This window comes from Virgibacillus xinjiangensis (assembly GCF_042643145.1).
In the GTDB taxonomy this organism is placed as follows: Bacteria; Bacillota; Bacilli; order Bacillales; family Amphibacillaceae; genus Virgibacillus_O; species Virgibacillus_O xinjiangensis.
This window is the reverse complement of the sequence record NZ_JBHRSA010000041.1, coordinates 100544-119720: the sequence shown is the minus strand read 5'-3', so window position 1 is coordinate 119720 and position 19177 is coordinate 100544. Positions and strand designations below refer to the sequence as shown.

Sequence of the window (19177 nt, the reverse complement as noted above, 5' to 3'; positions counted from 1 at the left end):
GAATGTATCATGAATGGGGTAAGCTTCAGTTATATCGTTGGCTTCAAGCGCAGCGGCTGCAGGTTGAACTAGAGGCTTATTTGCCAGAAATTCACCAGCGTCCCGATCTGCTTCTTACCCTTCCTGGCAGACGAATTGCCATTGAATATCAATGCGCCAAGATACCGATCTCTCAGCTAAACGAAAGAAATAGAGGCTACATAGATGAGGGAATCATACCATTATGGATCCTCGGAGAAAAACGAATGAATCGGAGAACCACAGACCACTTCAAATTGGATCGGTTTTCCATCCATCTTGCCCACCAATTCTCTCCTGATTTTCCACTCACATTATTCTACTTCTGCCCCCATACCCTTCAGTTCCTTACTTTTCAGGATATTCACCTTACCTCTGCAGGAATGGCTATCGGGAAATTCAGACAGCAGCGTCTAAATAACCTTCACTTTCCGGATATTTTCCGCACAGTGGCATACTCGCCGCAAGACCTGTTCTCCCAATGGAAAAAAGAGAAACAGCGTTTCCGCATGAAACCAAAAAACCGACTGTATGGAAAGGAGTTGGCCTGGCATCAATGGCTGTACTTGAACGGGAGGCAGGTAGAGCGTCTTCCGTCATTAGTGTACCTTCCCGTACCCTCTCAATATATGATGACCAGTCCGCCATGGGATTGGCAAAGCCGGCTGCTGATCGATTTGCTTACCCCGCTCCCTTTAGGGCAGAAGATTTCCCTTCATCGCAGTGAACAGTTGTTACGGAAATCCATAAATTCTCCCAAATACTATCCTCTGATCAAGGAACCGGGAAATCCAGTACGCGAGTATTTTAAACTCCTGGTAGATTGTGGTTATCTCCATCCCATCGGCCATAAATTGTTTCAGAAGGTCCGGGATGTGGAATACCACCAGCATATTGAACAGTCCACTGCTGCGGATGACGAACTGATGGATTATCTTGCAGACAAGTCAAAAGGCAAAATAAAGGCATGAATCCCGCCTTATTCGTTATACTAAGAAAATAAGGCATTTCTGCAGGAATTTTATGCCATATCAAGAATAGTAATGGGAAAGAAGAGTAAAAGGAGGAATTTATTGTGGCTGCAAAGGAACTACCGAAAAGAAGTGAAGTGCCTCATGATCGGACATGGAGGCTGGAAGATATTTTTACCACGGACGAAGATTGGCAGGCTGAGTTGAAAAGTTTGCAGAATGATATTCCGCAGATAGAGGCGTTCCAAGGTAAGTTGGATGAATCCTCCCAGACCTTGTATGACGTCCTGAAGTTGCAGGATAAGCTATCTGAACGCTTGGGCAGACTGTTTACATACGCGCATATGCGCTATGACCAGGATACGACCAATTCTTTTTATCAGGGATTGAACGCCCAGGCAGAAAATGTCCTGACCAAGGCTTCAAGCTCCATGAGTTTCATTGTACCGGAAATCCTTTCCATGGACGAAGAGAAATTGAGAGGTTTTCTGGAAGAAAACGAAGACTTGCAAGAGTATCGGAAAACGCTTGATGAGATCAACCGCCAGCGTCCCCATGTTTTGAGCGAGAAAGAAGAGGCGCTTCTGGCAGAAGCATCCGAACCGATGTCAAATGCTTCACAGACATTCAGTATGTTGAATAATGCTGATTTGACATTCCCAACCATCAAAAATGAGGATGGGGAAGAGGAAGACCTTACGCACGGCCGTTACATCCGTTTCCTTGAATCCCAGGACAGGAGTGTAAGAGAGGCTGCTTTCAAAGCGATGTATGAGACTTACGGCAGCTTTAAAAATACTTTCGCATCCACTTTGACCGGTGGAGTTAAACAGCATAACTTCAACGCAAAAGTGCGTAATTATGAATCCGCCCGACAAGCCGCACTGGACAACAACAATATTCCTGAAAAGGTATATGATAATCTGGTGGAAGCGGTCAACGATAACCTGCATCTGCTGCATCGATACACGAAACTGCGCAAAAAAGTTCTTGATGTCGATGAATTGCATATGTATGATCTCTACACACCGCTTGTCCAGGACGTGGATATGAAGATTCCTTATGAGAAGGCACAGCACTATGTCCTTGAGGGCTTGAAGCCGTTGGGTCAGGAATATGTGGACATAGTGAAGGAAGGGTATGACAACCGGTGGATTGATGTCGAAGAAAATAAAGGGAAGCGCAGTGGTGCTTATTCTTCCGGAGCATATGGGACCAATCCATATATACTGCTGAATTGGCAAGACAATATCAATGATACTTTCACGCTTGCACATGAACTGGGCCATTCGGTACACAGCTACTACACTAGAAAAAATCAGCCGTTCCGTTATGGCAATTACTCCATCTTTGTGGCGGAAGTGGCTTCAACCACCAATGAGGCGCTTCTGAATGACTACCTGTTGAACAATCTAGAGGATGACAAACAGAAACTTTATATACTGAATCATTTTTTGGAAGGTTTCCGTGGGACTGTGTTCCGTCAGACCATGTTTGCTGAGTTTGAACACGATGTCCATAAGCGTATGCAGGATGGAGAAGCGATGACTGCCGAGAAATTGACAGAGATCTACTATGCACTGAATCAGAAATACTTTGGTGACGAGGTTGTCTCTGATGAAGAAATTGGTCTCGAATGGGCACGCATACCACATTTCTATATGAATTATTATGTCTATCAGTATGCAACCGGGTATTCCGCAGCCACCGCACTGGCTAATGGCATTCTCGAAGGCAAAGACGGTGCCGTGGACCGCTATATCGACTTCCTGAAGGCAGGGAACAGTGATTATCCAATCGAGGTGCTTAAAAAAGCTGGTGTCGATATGACATCCAAACAGCCAATCCTCGATGCTCTGGCTGTATTTGAAGAAAAACTGAAAGAGATGGAAAATATGCTGCTATAGAAAAAGAGAGACCGGGTGGTCCCCTATAAGGGACTATCCGGCTCTTTTGGATAGAATTAAATAATAAGAGAGATGTTCAACGGCCGCCCCGGTAGGCTCGTTTATGGGTAAAGGAATAGAGGGTCAAGTAAATCGACAGGAAAAGGATGGGAAGCGTGAGGTAGATAGGGATGATCTGCATAAGGCCGAATAAGTTCAGAACAAGTGCGAAGAAGGTTAAAGCAAGAAATAGGACAGGCAAGAAATCCCGCATGTACACCACTCCTTCTCAATTTTTCGGTTTACTGTACTATATGACGGAGAATTTTGCATTAGAAGTGACAGATTTGTGAAAGGAAGAACATGTCTGTTGATTATTTTAAGTAATGTTGTTATGATTACAATGTAAGTTCAAAACAAACAAAAACCCCTTTGTTTGATCATGAAACTTTCTCCCATCCCCCTTTGTATGAATACAAAGAGAGATAAAGGATACACGCTGCCCCGTGTATCCTTTTCTTTTTGTCTTTAGGGCAGGTGTTCCTGTCATTCTCCATTTATTTGAAACTCCACTCCTTCAACAAATAAAAAAATCTTGTGCCAGCCAGTTGGGCGGGCGCAAGATTTGATATCATGTTACTCTATCCAGTATATTTCCAGAAGGAGCCATACTTGACTGGTATCCGTTCCACCTTCTGGCGTAATTGAAGTTTTTTCATTTCCCGTTCTGTTTTTGCCTCCGTCCAATCATATACGACGGAGATCTCTTTATCACCTACTGTACCGTAGAAGGACAGGAAGTCTTCCAGCGGTGGCTTTTCAGAAGGGATTGGAGACTTTTGCAGGATCTCACTCAGTACACGTACATAGATATCATAAGGATAGAGCCCGGAGATCTTAATTCCCTCTTCCTCAACCAGTTGATTGAAGAAGACAATGGTCGGGATATAGTCCACATCCATTTCCTGGGTCAATGTCACATCACACTGGAAGGCTTTTTTCGCAGACGAAGAATGGAGATCTTCCCGAAATTCTGGCACGTCAAGTCTTGCTTCTTTTGCACATTGGATGAGGACGAGTTCATCGGATATATCCTTCTTTTTCAGGAAGACACTCTCCTGCAGTTTACGGAGAAAAATCCTTCCAGCTTTTTTTCCTTGGAGTTCCGCAGCCTTGATCGCCAAGGAGGCTATCCAAGGGTAGGAAACAGGGTTCTCAATCCAAAGATCTCCATCACAGCACATTCCGGTCCGTTTCGCCGTTGTTTCCCATATATCTTTCATACGCCGCGGTTGGTCGAATGAATCTTTATTCAACGAATTTAAATGGCCGCTGATAATGGGTCGCAATGTGAAAAATCGGCCGTATTCAATAGACAGCTTCTTCAGGTAAGGTTCCAAAGACCAGCATTCCGGACAAAGGGGATCAATGAACACATACATCTCAATCGGCTTTTGGAGCAAATCAAGAAAATTGTAATTCTCGGATGTGTGGGTGCGGTTTGAACGCCTGAGCCCAGTTTGATTCCAGCTCACATTGATTCTCCTTTCATTCTGGTGTGTTCATCATGTGATTGGCTGTCATAGTTAACCTTTCAAAGATGGCTGTACGATAAGGGTCTTCAATTCCTGCCTCCATCAATGCTTCTTTCATGCATGCAAGCCATGCATCCCGGCGTGTTGGTGTGATCGGGAAAGGCAGATGCCTTCTTCTCATCATCGGGTGGCCACGTTCTTCTTCATACAACCTGGGACCGCCAAGGAACTGGGTCAGGAACAACTCTTGCTTTCTCGCTGTTTCTGACAGGTCGTCTGGGAAAATCGGTGTGAGGGAAGGATGTTTGCCTACCTTGGAGTAAAAGGCTGTAACCAGTTTATTTATTGTATCGGCACCGCCGATGGCTTCATAAAGTGTACCATGTTCTGTATTGGTCATTGTTTATTCTCCTTACCGCCTTGAGAACGGTGATAGATGGAATTTTAAGCATTCATCATTAAGAATGTAAACTTCCTGTTGTATTATTATTTTAGCAACGTAAAGGTGCTTGGGCAACTTTTCTGATTCACCTCAACACCCCTGGGCAACTATGCTTTGGCTATGCTATCAAAAAAACGCTGGATCTTATTCGGAGTCTTCCGGCGTTTGAGATTGTGTTCTGTCAATAATTCGTCGAACCTGGCAGTACCCAGCTCTTTGGAATCAGCTTCAAGCTCCAATTCATAATCTTCTCTTCCATTATATGTGCTGTAATCCAGCACAAGAAGAACTCCTCGATGTTCAATCTCCCGACGGCTGGTAGTGAGACTTCCATAATACTCCAAGTCTTCATGTAGAATGCCTTTTTCCTCCAATTGTTGTCCCACATTCGGCTTGAAAATAAAATCACCATTCAGCCAAGCGTCCACTTCATTCCTTGTCAGTCTATCATGGGTTTCCAGAAGTCCGTCTGGGTGGGGTTCTTTCAGCGTCAACTGGTATTCTCCGCCTTTCTCCCTTATTCTTAATGCACTGCCATGTTGTTTCAATGAAAATTCAGTCGTTTCGAAGTAATGGTTTGTTTGAATCTTCCCCGAATCGGGAAAGGGAAGGCTGGTTAGTAAACGCTGAAATTCTTCTTTCGTCAGCAGGTTCTTATACTCTATTTCTATTTCTTGTGTCATGTCATATTCGCCTCCAAATTCCTTGCAAAATAAGTTATTATTGATTATGGCGAATTTGTGTTGGTTATGCAAAGGTTAGCCATTTCGTTGTGTTGTGATAAAATGAACCTGACAAGAATTTGAGGCGGTGTTGAATGTGAACTGGGAAGCAATGCTGGCACCTTACAGGCAAGTTGTGGAAGAATTGAAAGTGAAATTGAAAGGGATGCGGTCGCAATTTGAACATGAAAAAAGGCATTCCCCGATTGAATTTATCACAGGAAGGGTTAAACCGGTCGCGAGCATATTGGAAAAAGCGGAGCGACGGAAGATCCCTATAGAAAAACTCGAAAAAGAAATGCAGGATATTGCCGGTGTTCGGGTAGTCTGCCAGTTTGTGGATGATATCTATACAGTCGTCGATATGATTCATCAGCGTCGAGACATGAGAGTCGTTGCTGAAAAAGACTACATATCCAATAAAAAAGACAGTGGTTACCGATCCTATCATATGATAGTGGAATACCCAGTGGAGACGATTGATGGGATGAAGATCATCCTTGCAGAGATCCAGGTTCGTACATTGGCGATGAATTTTTGGGCAACTAATGAGCATTCGTTGAATTATAAATATCAGGGAAGTATTCCGAAAGAAATCAAGGAAAGGCTGCAGCGCGCCGCAGAGGCGGCTTTTAAATTGGATGAGGAAATGTCCAAGATCAAGAATGAAGTACAGGAAGCACAGCGGATTTTTCATCGGAAATAAACCAGCGGGAGGGAGAGGCGTCCATCATGAAATTCAAGATTGTATCAAGAGGAGACGAAAGGTCACAGAAAATCAAAGCGACAATGAAGCAGTATTTGATCGAGTTCGGATTGGAATATGACAGGGAAGAACCGGAATTGGTCATCTCGGTCGGAGGAGATGGCACATTCTTGGAAGCCTTCCATCGCTACAACCACCGTCTGGAGTCGACAGCCTTTATTGGAGTACATACCGGCCACCTAGGCTTCTATGCCGATTGGACACCAGAAGAAGTGGAGAAGCTGATCATCGAGATTGCAAAAACCCCTTTTCAAATTGTCGAGTATCCACTGTTGGAAGTAATCATCCGGCCGAAGACTGGGAAAGAAGACCGTTATCTTGCTTTAAATGAATCGATGATTAAGACAGCTGAAGGTTCCGTTGTATTTGATGTACAGATCAAGGGTGATCACTTCGAGACCTTCCGTGGGGATGGACTATGTGTATCCACACCATCGGGCAGTACCGCCTATAACAAGGCGCTGGGAGGTGGAATCATCCATCCCTCCATCGAAGCGATCCAGTTGACCGAAATGGCGTCGATCAACAATCGTGTTTTCCGTACCATCGGTTCGCCATTGATATTGCCGAACCATCATACCTGCCTATTGAAACCGATGGTCGATAAGAGCTTTCTTATCTCCATCGATCATGTGACGTCCACTTTTTCAGATGTCAAATCGATTCAATGCCGGGTGGCAGAAGAGCGTGTACGTTTTGCCAGGTTCCGCCCATTCCCATTCTGGGACAGGGTCCGTGAATCATTCATCTCCGATGACGCTGATTTGTAGGGGGATTCTGGTATGAAATGGATAATAGAGGAAGGGCTAAAGGGGATGACGATCCGTGATTACCTTCAGCAGGTGCACGGATTTTCCCGAGCCATTCTGAAAGCAGCAAAATTTGATGGGGGAACGATCAAGGTAAACGGACGAGAGAAGACTGTCCGTTTTTCACTGTCAGCGGGTGATGAATTGGAGATTGTTCTGCCTGCAGAAACGATTGGACAGAACCTTCATCCTGTCGAGATGCATATCCCCATCCTGTTTGAGGACGATGATATTGTTATTATAGATAAACCGGCCGGTGTCCCGGTAATGCCATCATACAACCATCCCGTCTGTTCGATTGCGAATGGACTGTTAGGCTATTATCAGAGAAACCAGATTCCTTATACCATTCATGTGGTGACACGTCTGGACAGAGATACATCCGGCCTCATGCTGGTTGCCAAACATCGGTTGAGCCATTCCCTGTTGTCTGCCTCACAAAAAGCGGGGAACTTACACCGCATGTACCATGCGGTGGTGGAAGGATTTCTTGAAAAGGAGCAGGGAACCATAGATGCTCCGATTGGCAGGAAAGAAGGATCCATCATTGAACGAACGGTGACTTCGGAAGGGAAGAAGGCGGTGACCCATTACAGGACACTGGCTTCTCCTGATCAACGTACGTTGGTAGAGGTGAATCTGGAAACAGGCAGGACCCACCAGATCCGGGTACATTTTGCCCATATTGGTCATCCGCTGGCAGGAGATGATCTGTACGGAGGGTCTTCATCTTTAATCGGACGCCAAGCACTCCATTGCGTTCAATTGGAAGTGGAACATCCAGCAACGAAGAAACAAATGATCTTTACTTCCAGCCCTCCTGGTGATATGAAGCAACTTATCAGTCGCTGAAATAGCTGAACTTTTCTTCGACAAACGGCTGGCGGGATGGGACAGAGACCGTTTCTTCCTCTGGCAGACGGAAAGCGGTGAGCGCATTTCCAAATACACATCCAGTGTCTATGTTGATTGTCTTGTTCACCTCTCTTGGTTGCTGAACAGGTGTATGTCCATAGACAATCCAACGGCTCCCCTGGTAATTCTGGGACCAATCACGCCGTACCGGTCTACCGTCATCATAGAACTCACCGGTCGTATCCCCATATAGTACAAAGGATTTCACACGCTTATCGTGCCGGCCGATCAATGATTCTTTGATCCCGGCATGGGCGACGACCGCTTGTACTTCTTCAATCTCAAGGTACAGAGGGGAATGTTCATATAAGGACATGAACCTTTTTTTTACGGCATTTTGCCGACTGGAAGAGAGTACCCGATATTCCTCCACCGTGGTTTCCAATCCATGTTTGATCTGAACATTATTGCCCTTGAAATAACGGTAGAGTTTATCACAATGGTTACCAGGGACATATTTCGCTCTTCTTTCACTGACCATGCTTGTCACTAAGTCGATACATCTCATGGAATATGGGCCTCTGTCCGTAATATCACCGATGAAAACAGGCATCCTTCCGTCAGGATGGGTATAAATGTCGTCATGGCTATGGTATCCGAGTGTTTCGAACAGCTCTACCAACTCTTCATAACAACCATGGATATCTCCAATTACATCGTACTTCATTTCATTCCCACCTTCTTGTAATTTTTTAGGGTAAATGGATTCCTTTTGGGGAAAAGAATCATACAAAGGGTGCTTTATTGCTATTATTAATCGAAATGAAATTATTTTTACACTTAAATTTCACAGTATGTGTACAATAAGGAACAGGACCAGCTGGGCTGTTCCCGGGAGCTTTGTGTCAGAGAGGGTGTTTGCATATGGAATCAACCAACAGATATGAACAGGAATATGAAATACTATATGAAGAACAATGGAACCAGCTGAAGGAAGCATTGGACAAGCAGGAGATGGAAGAGTTCCGGGAAGAGTTTTTGGAACTTCACTCCTACGATCAGGCAACCTTCTTTACAGAACAGCCGAAAGAACTGCGAATGCGGATCTACACCTATCTTTCCCCGGAAGAGACAGCGGAAATCATGGAAAGTATGGAGTTGGAGGAAAGTGTCGATTATTTCACGGAAATGGACCCGCGGTACGCGTCCATGGTGCTCGCTGAGATGCCGGCCGATGATGCAGTCGACATTTTGAATGAACTGGAAAAAGATCAGGTAGCTAGTTTTCTGACTATCATGGATAAGGAAGCCGCAGATGAAATAAAGAAACTTCTCCATTATGAGGAGAAAACTGCTGGTAGTATCATGACCACAGAATATGTGGCTATCGTGAAAACACAGACAGTCAGAGAAGCGATGAAGCAGTTGAAAGAAGATGCTGCAGATGCAGAAACCATCTATTATATTTACGTACTTGATGAGGATAAGCGCCTGGTTGGGGTCATTTCCATCCGCGATCTGATTATTGCGGATGATGAAGACCTTGTTGAAGATGTCATGAGCGAAAAAATTGTGGCAGTCTCTGTAGCAAGAGACCAGGAAGAAGTTGCACAAATGTTTCGAGATTATGATTTCTTTGCAGTTCCTGTCCTCGACTTTCAGGATCATCTGCTCGGGATCATTACCGTCGATGATATTCTTGATGTCATGGAGGAGGAAGCAAGCGAAGATTATTCCATGCTGGCTGGTGTTTCTGAGACAGACAGAAGAGATGATAATGCTTTTGTTTCTGCTAGGAAACGGCTGCCGTGGCTCGTCATCCTGCTGTTCCTGGGGCTGCTCACCGCCAGCTTGATCGGCCGATTTGAGGAGACTTTGGAACAGGTTGCCGTCTTGGCGATCTTTATCCCATTGATTGCAGGAATGGCGGGTAATACCGGTACACAGGCACTCGCTGTGGCTGTCCGTGGAATAGCTAATGGTGATTACGGCAAGCAAGGGAAGACAAAACTTATTCTCCGAGAAGCAGGAACTGGCGTTATCACAGGAACAGTCTGTGGACTGGTCATTACGATTGTCGTCTATATCTGGCAGGGAAACTTGTATCTCGGGCTGCTCGTCGGTTTTTCGATCTTTGGGTCGTTGATCGTCGCCACGTTGGCAGGTTCCCTGATTCCTTTGTTGATGGACCGTCTGCATATCGACCCGGCTGTTGCTTCTGGGCCGTTCATTACAACGGTGAATGATTTGATCTCCATTTTGATCTATTTCGGCATGGCTACAAGCTTCATGAATTTTCTCATATAGAATACAGGAGCATCTCCATTTCGGAGGTGCTCCTTTTTGGACAGTCGCATCTGCACACATCCCATCTATGGGGTCATATACTAAGTAGACGCACTTTTTGACAAAGGAGAGATCCATGATGGGGAAGAAGAAATTTGCGAAAGAGCCACTTTTGTATATTCATCAGCCTTCGATTGGGAAGCCGGAAGCGAAGATGCAATATGATTATTCCACCCAACAAAAAGCACAACCAGTTATTGCTTCAGAAGAAGAAAGAGGAAATACCAGTATAGCCAAGAAGAGAGGCGACTTTCTGGAGGAAGAGCAGAGAGTTCTGGAAGAAATAGGTCAAGATAAAGAAAAAGGAAAAGACAAAGAAGTTTCCTCATTTAAAGAGCAGAAAGAGGTTTATTCGGATAACAAGCCCTTCAAGGAAATGGATATTCAGGAGAAAGCCGCTTATCTGGCGGAAACGCCAAAATTTACTCCGAAGAAAAAGTGTGAGGTCAAAATGGAGGACAGAAGGTTTCGTGGTACGATCACAGAAGTAAGGGATGGTACAGTATACATGCGCACTGGCAACCGTAGCAGGGAGTTGACGATACGGGAAATTACAGACATACGGATGATTGGATTTTGAGAACAGCTGGCGGTCAGTTGTTCTTCTTTTTTAAAACTAAAAAATACACCACAGCTATTGGGCTGTGGTGCATTATTTTTTCTAACAGATGGGTTCACCTTTCAACCTATACTGGACTGAACTATTGCCAAATTTATTAATCGAAGGCATTAATTGCTGGCAGGCAGGTAACATGGCAGAAGCAGTTCAGATCGACAGTCATGCAGATACCAGTGGCCCGAAGCCGGCCGGTTTGCTGTTCTACTGGATTTTTTGGATTGTCGTCATCTCCGAACTCTCTCAGCAATTCTAATGTTGCACAGCAATCATCATCTACATGCTTAACCCTAAAGTAGAAGCTGCCTCTGACTTTTTCAATATTCCGAGGGTGTGCACCGAACCCTTTGAATGGTTTACAGCCGTCTTTGCAATATAAGAGCACCGGGACTGTATCCAATCCGTTTCCGTTGTCTGTTTCCCCCAAGAGATCACTGATGGACTGTTCACAGCTGGTATCACAGCAGTTCTCCACAATATCATTTTGAGCGTCTTCAATTTCCTTTAAGATATCGCAGACACAATTACCTGTGTCAAAATGTTTTCCACAACCCATGAATTATTACTCCTTTCAAAAGTGAAATTGACTTAGTTGTCTTTAATAAGATATGTGCGGAGCTGGGTATTGTGTGGGCGGACATCAGCATTATATAAGTTAAATGACTATTTTTTTGTGGGCTGATGAACATACCCTTCACAAATCTTCTACATAGACTGGTAATCAGTAGAAAAGAAGGGAGTGAAAGAAATGGGCAGAAGACGAATCAGAGTCAAGGACTTAGTGATTGAAGCTGAAAATGTTGTTGTCCGCAGTAATCGGGAACATGATTTCGATAGTAAAGGAGAAAATGTAAGAGGAGATAGAGACCAAGGTGAAGAGCGTGAAGAAAGAGGGTGTGGAAGACGACGAAGGCGCAGAAGAGTTAGGGAAGAAGACAAAAATCTTCGTGGCCGCAGAGGAGACCGGGACAAAGATCATGACGATCGGAGAGGCAGAAGAGGAGATCGGGATGAAGATCATGACGACCGGAGAGGCAGAAGAGGAGATCGTGACGAAGATCATGACGACCGGAGAGGCAGAAGAGGAGACCGGGACAAAGATCATGACGACCGGAGAGGCAGGAGAGGAAATCGTGACGAAGACCATGACGACCGGAGAGGCAGGAGAGGAAATCGTGACGAAGATCATGACGACCGGAGAGGCAGAAGAGGAGACCGGGACAAAGATCATGACGATCGGAGAGGCAGAAGAGGAGACCGGGAAGAAGATCATGACGACCGAAGAGGCAGAAGAGGAGATCGTGACGAAGATCATGACGACCGGAGAGGCAGAAGAGGAGACCGGGAAGAAGATCATGACGACCGGAGAGGCAGAAGAGGAGACCAGGACGAAAGAGACCCATTCTGGTGGGTGTACTGATTAATTAATGTTTTTCATTCTGCAAAACATGAAATCCTCCTTTCAATATAGAAATGGCTTCTCCACGCGGTGGAAAAGCCATAAGGGCAGAAGGGTGCGTTAATTGCCATGGAACTTTTCATGATTCCTGTTGACAAATGGGAGGATGAAAAGTTCCTTTCCTTTTTCGTATTCAGCATAGGATACATCTTCTACTTTATCGTACCCCTGATCTTGCAATTGTTGCATCAACCATTCTTCTGTCAGGTTTTTCTCCTCGAGGTTATCATAGATGATCTCTCCATCTGTGATCAGAGTGGCAGCAAGATTGACTTCCTGGGGAGAAAGTTTCATATCCTGGCGTGTTGGTGTCTGCATGTCGGATTTTCTGAGCACTGATACCGTACCATTGGTTTCCATAAAAGCAAATTCGACATCTCTGAGGGAAAAAACATCCTTTGCCCGCAGCAGACTCTGCAGTTGGTTGATATCGAGGTTATTTTTCTTCATTACATCCCGTATCAGCTTACCCCGGTAGATAATGATATCTGGACTTCCCTCGAGGAATAGACGAGTGCGCTTGAATCGATTTGTAATGATTTCCGTGATATATAACAAACCACCCCATAAAGCAATAACGAAACCTATCTGAGGAATACCCGCATTTTTGTCAAACAGGGCGTTGCCAACAAGCTCACCCAAAATCAGAGCAGATATAAAATCGAATGGTGTCAACTGTGAGATCTGTGTCTTCCCAAGCACCTTTGTCAGCACAAAGAGAGCAGCAAAGCCAAATAAAGTTTCATAAAACATCTGCATATAAGCCTGCATCCGGATCAGCCCCTTTATAAACAGTCTCTGTTAGCTTAACCGAACACAGCCTTGTCATGCATGAAAATCAGCTAGGAGGTAGATTGGAGTGCTATACAAAATGAGAGTCCTCTATATAGATATAAAAAAACGCCCAGAGGGCGTTTTTTGAGGCTGCTTATTAAAAGAAAGGACAGTTTATATTATAAATCCTTTACCATCGTTACGTGGGGGATACCGGCGTCCATGAATTCCCCTGAGATGGTTTGGTAGCCCAGTCGCTGGTAGAACCCTTTGGCCTGGATCTGGGCATTCAATTTGGCTTTTCGATATCCATGATCGACAATGATTTTTTCCATTGCAGCGATCATGTCGGCTCCATAGGATTTGCCACGCTCTTCCTTCCGCACACAAATCCGTTCCAGCTTTCCGAATTCATCAATAAACCTGAGCCTGCTTGCTGCAATTGGTTCTCCTTGTTGGTCATATCCGATTAGGTGGGTTGCTGTTTCATCATATTGATCGATTTCTTCTTCCGTAGGGACTTTCTGTTCTTCTACAAATACCTTGGTTCTTACTTGGAATGCTTGCTGTTTCTCTTGTTCTGTCTCAACTGTCTTGATATTCATACCAATTATTATACCTTTTCCTTTCCAAATACAAAAGTTTCATAAACGGTCCAGGAGCCGTTGTCCAATTGATAAACAAGTTGGAACCGGTCCACTTCATCTTCCAATTTGATATCACGCATTCTCAGGCTACCGAAAACATCAGAGTATTCATCATGCCCGAGCTTTTGAGCTATAGTGATATGTGGGACGAAGCTGTACTGTTGATTATCTGGGAATTTGCCTGTATGCAGCTTTTCATAAAGATCTGTGAGCTGTTGTATAGGCTCCACCTTAAAATAGATCGTATTTGTTACTGGAGCAAATGTGCTAACCTTGTTGACCTGAATGTTGAATGGCTCCATTGAATTGGCAATGTGCTTCATTTCTGTAATCAGTTCCTCAATGGTCTGATCATCTGCCTCGAAAGCTTCTTTCACTGTAATATGAGGAGGAATCAGCGCATAATGTGGGTCATAACGTTTGCGGAGAGCGTTTGCTTCATCCTGAACTTTCTTGGTCGGAAAGATGATGATTCCGTATTTCATTCCTAAAACCTCCCAGTGTATGTGTGATGATTCCCATCGTGCAAAGTAATATCCGTATCCAGTATAACAAAGATTTTGCAAAATAAGTAATTTAATTAAACATCGTTGTGAGCAGCCGCTTCATATCCTTCTGCCAAGCGCCCCATGTATGTTTGCCCTGCTCCAGCTCATGGTATATATAGTCGGCACCTGTTCCCTCAAGGTGATGATGCAGATTGCGGTTTGGTGTCAAGAAATCAGCGGTTTCCCCATTGGTCATTTCCACTTCTGTTTCGTCCGTCCCGATGGTGTGGTAGATATCGATGGAATGAATATTGTTGGCATTTTCTACTGACTCCATCACCTCATCATCTACATAAGGCGACTGCATGATCACTTTCCCAAATGCGTTCGGGTATTTCAGAGCTGTCATCAATGCTAATGTACCTGCAAGTGAATCGCCCATCAGCGCACGGGATTTCCCCATATGGTACGTGGGAAGCTCTTCGTCCAGCAGAGGAACGACTTCATTCCTTAGGAATTTGATGTAGTCCGCATTCTGCTCACCGGCTGGATGATATTTCTGTCGGCGGTCATGTTTATCTTTGTAATGGATACCGGTAAAAACGGTATTGGTAATATCGCCGCTCGCGTGGAGTCGGTCACTTAAAGTTGCGACCCGGCCCATTTGGAAATAATCATCCCCATCCTGCATGATGCAGATGTTGTATTTATACAAGTCGGAAAATGTCTCCGGTTTGTACATTTTTATCGTCATTTGCTCACCCAGGTAGTTGCTTTGAATTGTCCATTCCTGAAACGAACCTTTTCTTCCCATAAATACACCCCAGTAACTAGTTTCATTCTAATTATAGATTGCTTAATGCGCTTTTTCTAATAATTGGCCCTTATATAATTCGTAATATTTGCCTTTTTTACGGGTGAGTTCCTCATGGCTCCCCTTTTCGATGATCTCCCCATGTTCCAACATGATGATGGTATCTGCTTCTTGAATAGTATTGAGCCGGTGTGCCACAACAAAGCTGGTACGACCTTTCATCAGCCGTTTCAATGCTTCCTGTATTTTTAACTCGGTGATGGTATCGATATTGCTCGTGGCCTCGTCGAGAACCAGAATGGTGGGTTCGGCCAATAACGCACGGGCGATTGTAAGCAGCTGTTTCTGTCCCTGACTGATCCCGCTGCCGGTTTGGTCCAGAACAGTATCATAGCCATTCGGCAGCCGGGAAATGAAATCGTGCGCATTGGCGTCTTTCGCTGCCTGTTCTACTTCTGTATCGGTCGCGTCTAATTTACCATATCGGATATTTTCCCGGATGGTTGCATGGAAGAGGAAAGCATCCTGGAGCACGAACGCCATATGCCGGCGCAGACTAGAGCGACTGATATCTTTAATATCAATCCCGTCCAAGGATATTTTCCCTGTATCATAATTATAGAAACGAGAGACTAAGTTGATGATTGTTGTTTTTCCGGCACCGGTATGGCCCACAAATGCAACGGTTTCATCAGGTTTTGCCTCGAAACTGATATTTTTTAAGATGGGGGTGTTTTCATATGCAAATGATACCTGATCGAAGACAAAATGTCCGTCTGTTTTTTTGATATCTTGCACTTGTGACTCATCGGTCTCTTCTTGTGTCTCATCAAGAACCTGGAAAACACGCTCCGCACCAGCAATGGCTGACAATAACTGGTTGAACTGGTTGGACAGTTCATTGAGCGGCCGTGTGAATTGGCGGGCATATTCCGTGAATATCACAATGATCCCGACAGTCACCATATCGGTGTTGATGGCAAGAATACCACCGACAAGAGCTATAAGGCCGAAACTGAGAAAGTTCAGCATGTTCATTACTTTCGGGATGAAACCGGCAATGTTCTGCGCCCAGAAACCAGTCTGTTTCAATTCTTGGTTGCGTTGTTCAAATTCACCGATCACCCGGTCTTCCTGAGAATAGGTCTTGACCACATGCTGGCCCGACACGATTTCCTCCACATAGCCGTTTACCTCGCCAAGATAGCTCTGCTGCAGCTTGTATAGTTTGCCTGTCCGCCTGGTGATCCAGCGCATCGCAGCATACATGAGCGGAATGATGGACATGGCGACCAATGCCAGAACAGGGCTGAGATAGAGCATAACTGCCACTGTACCGAACAGGGTCAACACACTGGAGAAAATTTGGATGACGGACTGGTTGAGTGTGTTGTTGACATTATCGATGTCATTGGTGAGCCTGCTCATCAATTCTCCATGCTGGCGTTTGTCGAAATAGGAAATGGGGAGCCGATGAAACTGATGAAACAAGTCTGCTCTTAATGTATAAACTGTGTTCTGGGCAATTCCAACCATCCAGAAATTCTGTAGGAAAATGGCCAATGAATGGAATAAGTATACAATAATCAGTCCGATCAGCAATATGCCAAGTCCGGAAGCTTCCTGGGTAACGATGTATTCATCAATCGCCATTCCTACCAAGTACGGTCCCAAAAGAGCAAGGGCTGAGCTGACAGCTACTGCAATAATGACAAGAAAAAGCCGGCTCTTTTCCTTTGCCAGATACTCCCATATACGACGGAGAGTGCCGGATATGTTTTTGGCTCTGCTTTTCTTCTCCACATTCATTGCATCAATAGGAATCCGTTTGTATTGGAAGGGTTTCTTCAGTTGTTCAATCAGCATATGCATACTCCTTTCCAAACTGGGATTCCACAATCTTCCGGTATAATTCCGAACACCTCAGCAATTCATGATGTGTGCCAGCAGCCAGGATCTTTCCGTTGTCCATCAGCAGAATACGGTCAGCGTCTCTTGCAGTAGAAACCTTTTGCGTAATGATTAAGGAGGTACATTCATATTTTTTCACGGCTTGGAGAAGCCTGGATTCTGTTGATAGATCCAATGCACTCGTGCTGTCATCGAGCATCAATACTTTTGGATGGCGGATTAACGCACGAGCAATAGATATCCGCTGCTTTTGTCCACCCGAAAGATTCACCCCTTTTTGGCCGACTTTCGTGTCATAACCATTAGACAGCCCGACAATCGTTTCATGGATTTGGGCATCAGCAGCCGCTTGGATCACTTCTTCCATGACAGCATGTTTCTTTCCCCAAGCAATGTTATCTGTGATTGTCCCGGTAAAGAGGAGGGGAGTCTGTGGTACATAACCAATCCCTTCTCGCAATTGTTCCAATTTGTAAGAAGTAACGGACTTGTCATCAATCAGTACATCACCACCTGTGGTGTCATACAACCTGGGCAGCAGTTGGAACATGGAAGTCTTTCCCGATCCGGTGGCCCCGATGATGGCTATTTTTTCTCCCGGCTCAGCAGTGAATGAAATATTTTTCAATACTGGTTCTTCAGCACCTGGGTATTGGAAGGACACATCCCTGATTTCGACTTTCCCCTGGGTCACCGCCTGACAAGGATCAGCATCTTCAGAATCCAGCAGGTCGATGTCCAATGTCATTACCTCATTCATCCTGTCTGCTGAGGCTTTCGTCCGTGACAAGGCCATGATAATGAAGGAAAACATGGAAATCGACATCGATACTCTTAGCGCATAATTGATGATGGTCACCACTTCGCCGACGGAGGTAGTTCCGGCAAGTGCCTGCATATTTCCGAACCATATGATGAAAATCAGGCTCATGTTCATGACAAACAACAGGACAGGCATGGATGATTCGACGAAACGAAACGTACGTCGGGTGGAGACTGCCAGGTTGCTGTTTGCTTGGATGAAACGGTCCTCCTCATGGTCGCGGCGCATAAATGCTTTGATCAGCCGCATTCCTGCAAGGTTTTCCTGCATGACCCGGTTCACTCGGTCAACATTCTTCTGGACATTGGAGAACATTCCGCCCGCCAACCTTAGCACAAGTAATAGGAACAGAATCAGCAATGGCACGGTTACAACAAATACCATTGCCAACCTTGCATTGACGAAGAAGGCCATCGTCACCCCTCCGGCCACCACAAGTGGAGCCTTCATCATGATCCGCAGTCCCATAAAAATCGTATTTTGAATCTGTCTGACATCATTAGTGAATCGAGTTACCAAAGCGGAGGTAGGATACTGGTCCAGATTTTTGAAGGAAAACACCTGGATTTTCTCAAACAGCTTTTGCCGGATATCGTAACCGAATGCAAAGCTCACATGAGAAGAATAGAAGGAATTGAAAATTCCCGCCACAAAAGCAACAAAGGCCAAGCCGATCATCAAGCTGCCCCACATGACTATATTGCTTACGTCCTGATTCACTACCCCATCATTGATCATCAGTCCAAGGAATAAAGGCAGCGCAAGTTCAACGCCCAATTCAATCAGCATGAACAAATATGCCATCACGATGGGGAGACGGTATGGTTTCAAAAAGGAAAAAGTCTTCACAAGCAACCCCCATATTAATAGAAAGAATTATTTAATTATTATAATCCAGAAGTAAATATATTACCATCGATTGCTTCGATAATCGAATTATTTTATAAGCGGAGATTAAACGCAGGTAATGATAGAAGGAATACCATTGGCAAGTACATAGAGGAGGAATAGTGGAAGATAAAACTCTTCTCATGAGATCAGTAAAGGTATCCATAGAGATTCAACAAAAAAATGCTAATTGTTATTGACAAAATGACAAATGCATATTATTATAAATCTTGTCGAAAACATCATATACACGATTCCGTAGCTCAGCTGGGAGAGCGCTACCTTGACAGGGTAGAGGTCGTTGGTTCGAGCCCAATCGGAATCATCCAGAAGAAAGCTGAACCTGAGGGTTCAGCTTTTTTTGCTTATAATAGTACACACCTACGCAGTCCAGGCCGATGGCAGTT

At 44.8% G+C, this 19177-nt stretch carries 20 protein-coding genes and 1 tRNA gene; 9 read left to right on the top strand and 12 right to left on the bottom strand.

Annotation, left to right across the window (positions count from 1 at the left end; genetic code table 11):
- The first annotated feature begins 2 nt into the window (after positions 1–2).
- Positions 3–989: a competence protein CoiA gene (locus ACFOGI_RS09985; protein ID WP_449366761.1), complete on the top strand. Its 987-nt coding sequence runs from the start codon at positions 3–5 to the stop codon at positions 987–989.
- A 101-nt stretch (positions 990–1090) separates the two neighbouring features.
- Positions 1091–2896 (top strand): oligoendopeptidase F, encoded by a 1806-nt coding sequence (gene pepF / locus ACFOGI_RS09980; RefSeq protein WP_390272176.1) that lies wholly within the window; start codon positions 1091–1093, stop codon positions 2894–2896.
- Between the two features lie 76 nt (positions 2897–2972).
- Here pepF and ACFOGI_RS09975 read toward each other — a convergent pair whose 3' ends face one another.
- From ACFOGI_RS09975 to ACFOGI_RS09960, 4 genes are all read right to left on the bottom strand, one after another.
- Complete coding sequence (locus ACFOGI_RS09975) at positions 2973–3149, bottom strand: hypothetical protein (RefSeq protein ID WP_390271932.1); 177 nt, start codon at positions 3147–3149, stop codon at positions 2973–2975.
- Positions 3150–3516: 367 nt separating this feature from the next.
- A complete protein-coding gene (locus ACFOGI_RS09970) occupies positions 3517–4410 on the bottom strand; it encodes a ClpXP adapter SpxH family protein (RefSeq protein WP_390271930.1) in 894 nt (297 codons plus the stop codon).
- Positions 4411–4423: 13 nt separating this feature from the next.
- The gene (locus ACFOGI_RS09965) at positions 4424–4810 is read right to left on the bottom strand and encodes a globin domain-containing protein (protein WP_390271928.1); all 387 of its coding nucleotides are present in this window, start codon (positions 4808–4810) and stop codon (positions 4424–4426) included.
- Positions 4811–4959: 149 nt separating this feature from the next.
- Complete coding sequence (locus tag ACFOGI_RS09960) at positions 4960–5535, bottom strand: CYTH domain-containing protein (protein WP_390271926.1); 576 nt, start codon at positions 5533–5535, stop codon at positions 4960–4962.
- Positions 5536–5671: 136 nt separating this feature from the next.
- Between ACFOGI_RS09960 and ACFOGI_RS09955 the strand changes: the two genes are divergently transcribed.
- From ACFOGI_RS09955 to ACFOGI_RS09945, 3 genes are read left to right on the top strand one after another with little or no spacing between them, the layout of a single operon-like run.
- Positions 5672–6280 carry a GTP pyrophosphokinase gene (locus tag ACFOGI_RS09955; protein WP_390271924.1) on the top strand — a complete coding sequence of 203 codons (609 nt, stop codon included), beginning with the start codon at positions 5672–5674 and terminating at the stop codon, positions 6278–6280.
- A gap of 26 nt (positions 6281–6306) precedes the next feature.
- Positions 6307–7110 carry an NAD kinase gene (locus ACFOGI_RS09950; RefSeq protein ID WP_390271922.1) on the top strand — a complete coding sequence of 268 codons (804 nt, stop codon included), beginning with the start codon at positions 6307–6309 and terminating at the stop codon, positions 7108–7110.
- 12 nt (positions 7111–7122) lie between these two features.
- Entirely contained in the window at positions 7123–8001 is an 879-nt protein-coding gene (locus ACFOGI_RS09945) for an RluA family pseudouridine synthase (protein WP_390271920.1), read from the top strand.
- Here the strand turns inward: ACFOGI_RS09945 and prpE are convergent.
- Entirely contained in the window at positions 7991–8731 is a 741-nt protein-coding gene (gene prpE / locus ACFOGI_RS09940) for a bis(5'-nucleosyl)-tetraphosphatase PrpE (protein WP_390271919.1), read from the bottom strand. The genes ACFOGI_RS09945 and prpE overlap by 11 nt on opposite strands.
- Positions 8732–8928: 197 nt before the next feature.
- Between prpE and mgtE the strand changes: the two genes are divergently transcribed.
- Positions 8929–10311, top strand: a complete 1383-nt coding sequence (mgtE, locus tag ACFOGI_RS09935) for a magnesium transporter (RefSeq protein WP_390271917.1) — start codon at positions 8929–8931, stop codon at positions 10309–10311.
- A gap of 118 nt (positions 10312–10429) precedes the next feature.
- Positions 10430–10930: a CotO family spore coat protein gene (locus ACFOGI_RS09930; protein ID WP_390271915.1), complete on the top strand. Its 501-nt coding sequence runs from the start codon at positions 10430–10432 to the stop codon at positions 10928–10930.
- 136 nt (positions 10931–11066) lie between these two features.
- On the opposite strand, the gene ACFOGI_RS09925 is transcribed toward ACFOGI_RS09930, so the two are convergent.
- Complete coding sequence (locus ACFOGI_RS09925) at positions 11067–11522, bottom strand: CotY/CotZ family spore coat protein (RefSeq protein ID WP_390271913.1); 456 nt, start codon at positions 11520–11522, stop codon at positions 11067–11069.
- 316 nt (positions 11523–11838) lie between these two features.
- Between ACFOGI_RS09925 and ACFOGI_RS09920 the strand changes: the two genes are divergently transcribed.
- On the top strand, positions 11839–12390 hold the full coding sequence (locus ACFOGI_RS09920; protein ID WP_390271911.1) for a hypothetical protein: 552 nt from the start codon (positions 11839–11841) through the stop codon (positions 12388–12390).
- A 95-nt stretch (positions 12391–12485) separates the two neighbouring features.
- Here the strand turns inward: ACFOGI_RS09920 and ACFOGI_RS09915 are convergent, their stop codons facing one another.
- The 6 genes from ACFOGI_RS09915 to ACFOGI_RS09890 form a co-directional block, all read right to left on the bottom strand.
- On the bottom strand, positions 12486–13196 hold the full coding sequence (locus ACFOGI_RS09915; protein ID WP_390271909.1) for a DUF421 domain-containing protein: 711 nt from the start codon (positions 13194–13196) through the stop codon (positions 12486–12488).
- A 182-nt stretch (positions 13197–13378) separates the two neighbouring features.
- Positions 13379–13804, bottom strand: coding sequence for a GNAT family N-acetyltransferase (locus tag ACFOGI_RS09910; RefSeq protein ID WP_390271907.1), 426 nt, complete (start codon positions 13802–13804; stop codon positions 13379–13381).
- Positions 13805–13812: 8 nt separating this feature from the next.
- Positions 13813–14331 (bottom strand): YjcG family protein, encoded by a 519-nt coding sequence (locus ACFOGI_RS09905; protein ID WP_390271905.1) that lies wholly within the window; start codon positions 14329–14331, stop codon positions 13813–13815.
- Positions 14332–14422: 91 nt separating this feature from the next.
- Complete coding sequence (locus ACFOGI_RS09900; RefSeq protein ID WP_390271903.1) at positions 14423–15148, bottom strand: alpha/beta hydrolase; 726 nt, start codon at positions 15146–15148, stop codon at positions 14423–14425.
- A 42-nt stretch (positions 15149–15190) separates the two neighbouring features.
- Positions 15191–17014, bottom strand: a complete 1824-nt coding sequence (locus ACFOGI_RS09895) for an ABC transporter ATP-binding protein (protein WP_390271901.1) — start codon at positions 17012–17014, stop codon at positions 15191–15193.
- Entirely contained in the window at positions 17004–18686 is a 1683-nt protein-coding gene (locus ACFOGI_RS09890; protein WP_390272174.1) for an ABC transporter ATP-binding protein, read from the bottom strand. The genes ACFOGI_RS09895 and ACFOGI_RS09890 overlap by 11 nt, the downstream gene beginning before the upstream one ends.
- 336 nt (positions 18687–19022) lie before the next feature.
- Here ACFOGI_RS09890 and ACFOGI_RS09885 point away from each other — a divergent pair.
- A tRNA-Val gene (locus ACFOGI_RS09885) sits at positions 19023–19095 on the top strand.
- The last annotated feature ends 82 nt before the right edge of the window (positions 19096–19177 follow it).

Excerpts from the sequence above, each read along its gene's own strand:
- ACFOGI_RS09910 (WP_390271907.1), bottom strand. The coding sequence starts at position 13,804 with ATGAATATCAAGACAGTTGAGACAGAACAAGAGAAACAGCAAGCATTC.
- ACFOGI_RS09960 (WP_390271926.1), bottom strand. The coding sequence starts at position 5,535 with ATGACACAAGAAATAGAAATAGAGTATAAGAACCTGCTGACGAAAGAA.
- ACFOGI_RS09985 (WP_449366761.1), top strand. The coding sequence starts at position 3 with ATGTATCATGAATGGGGTAAGCTTCAGTTATATCGTTGGCTTCAAGCG.
- ACFOGI_RS09965 (WP_390271928.1), bottom strand. The coding sequence starts at position 4,810 with ATGACCAATACAGAACATGGTACACTTTATGAAGCCATCGGCGGTGCC.
- ACFOGI_RS09930 (WP_390271915.1), top strand. The coding sequence starts at position 10,430 with ATGGGGAAGAAGAAATTTGCGAAAGAGCCACTTTTGTATATTCATCAG.
- ACFOGI_RS09905 (WP_390271905.1), bottom strand. The coding sequence starts at position 14,331 with ATGAAATACGGAATCATCATCTTTCCGACCAAGAAAGTTCAGGATGAA.
- ACFOGI_RS09900 (WP_390271903.1), bottom strand. The coding sequence starts at position 15,148 with ATGGGAAGAAAAGGTTCGTTTCAGGAATGGACAATTCAAAGCAACTAC.
- ACFOGI_RS09925 (WP_390271913.1), bottom strand. The coding sequence starts at position 11,522 with ATGGGTTGTGGAAAACATTTTGACACAGGTAATTGTGTCTGCGATATC.
- prpE (WP_390271919.1), bottom strand. The coding sequence starts at position 8,731 with ATGAAGTACGATGTAATTGGAGATATCCATGGTTGTTATGAAGAGTTG.
- mgtE (WP_390271917.1), top strand. The coding sequence starts at position 8,929 with ATGGAATCAACCAACAGATATGAACAGGAATATGAAATACTATATGAA.
- ACFOGI_RS09975 (WP_390271932.1), bottom strand. The coding sequence starts at position 3,149 with ATGCGGGATTTCTTGCCTGTCCTATTTCTTGCTTTAACCTTCTTCGCA.
- ACFOGI_RS09945 (WP_390271920.1), top strand. The coding sequence starts at position 7,123 with ATGAAATGGATAATAGAGGAAGGGCTAAAGGGGATGACGATCCGTGAT.
- ACFOGI_RS09895 (WP_390271901.1), bottom strand. The coding sequence starts at position 17,014 with ATGCTGATTGAACAACTGAAGAAACCCTTCCAATACAAACGGATTCCT.
- ACFOGI_RS09915 (WP_390271909.1), bottom strand. The coding sequence starts at position 13,196 with ATGCAGGCTTATATGCAGATGTTTTATGAAACTTTATTTGGCTTTGCT.
- ACFOGI_RS09950 (WP_390271922.1), top strand. The coding sequence starts at position 6,307 with ATGAAATTCAAGATTGTATCAAGAGGAGACGAAAGGTCACAGAAAATC.
- ACFOGI_RS09890 (WP_390272174.1), bottom strand. The coding sequence starts at position 18,686 with ATGGCATATTTGTTCATGCTGATTGAATTGGGCGTTGAACTTGCGCTG.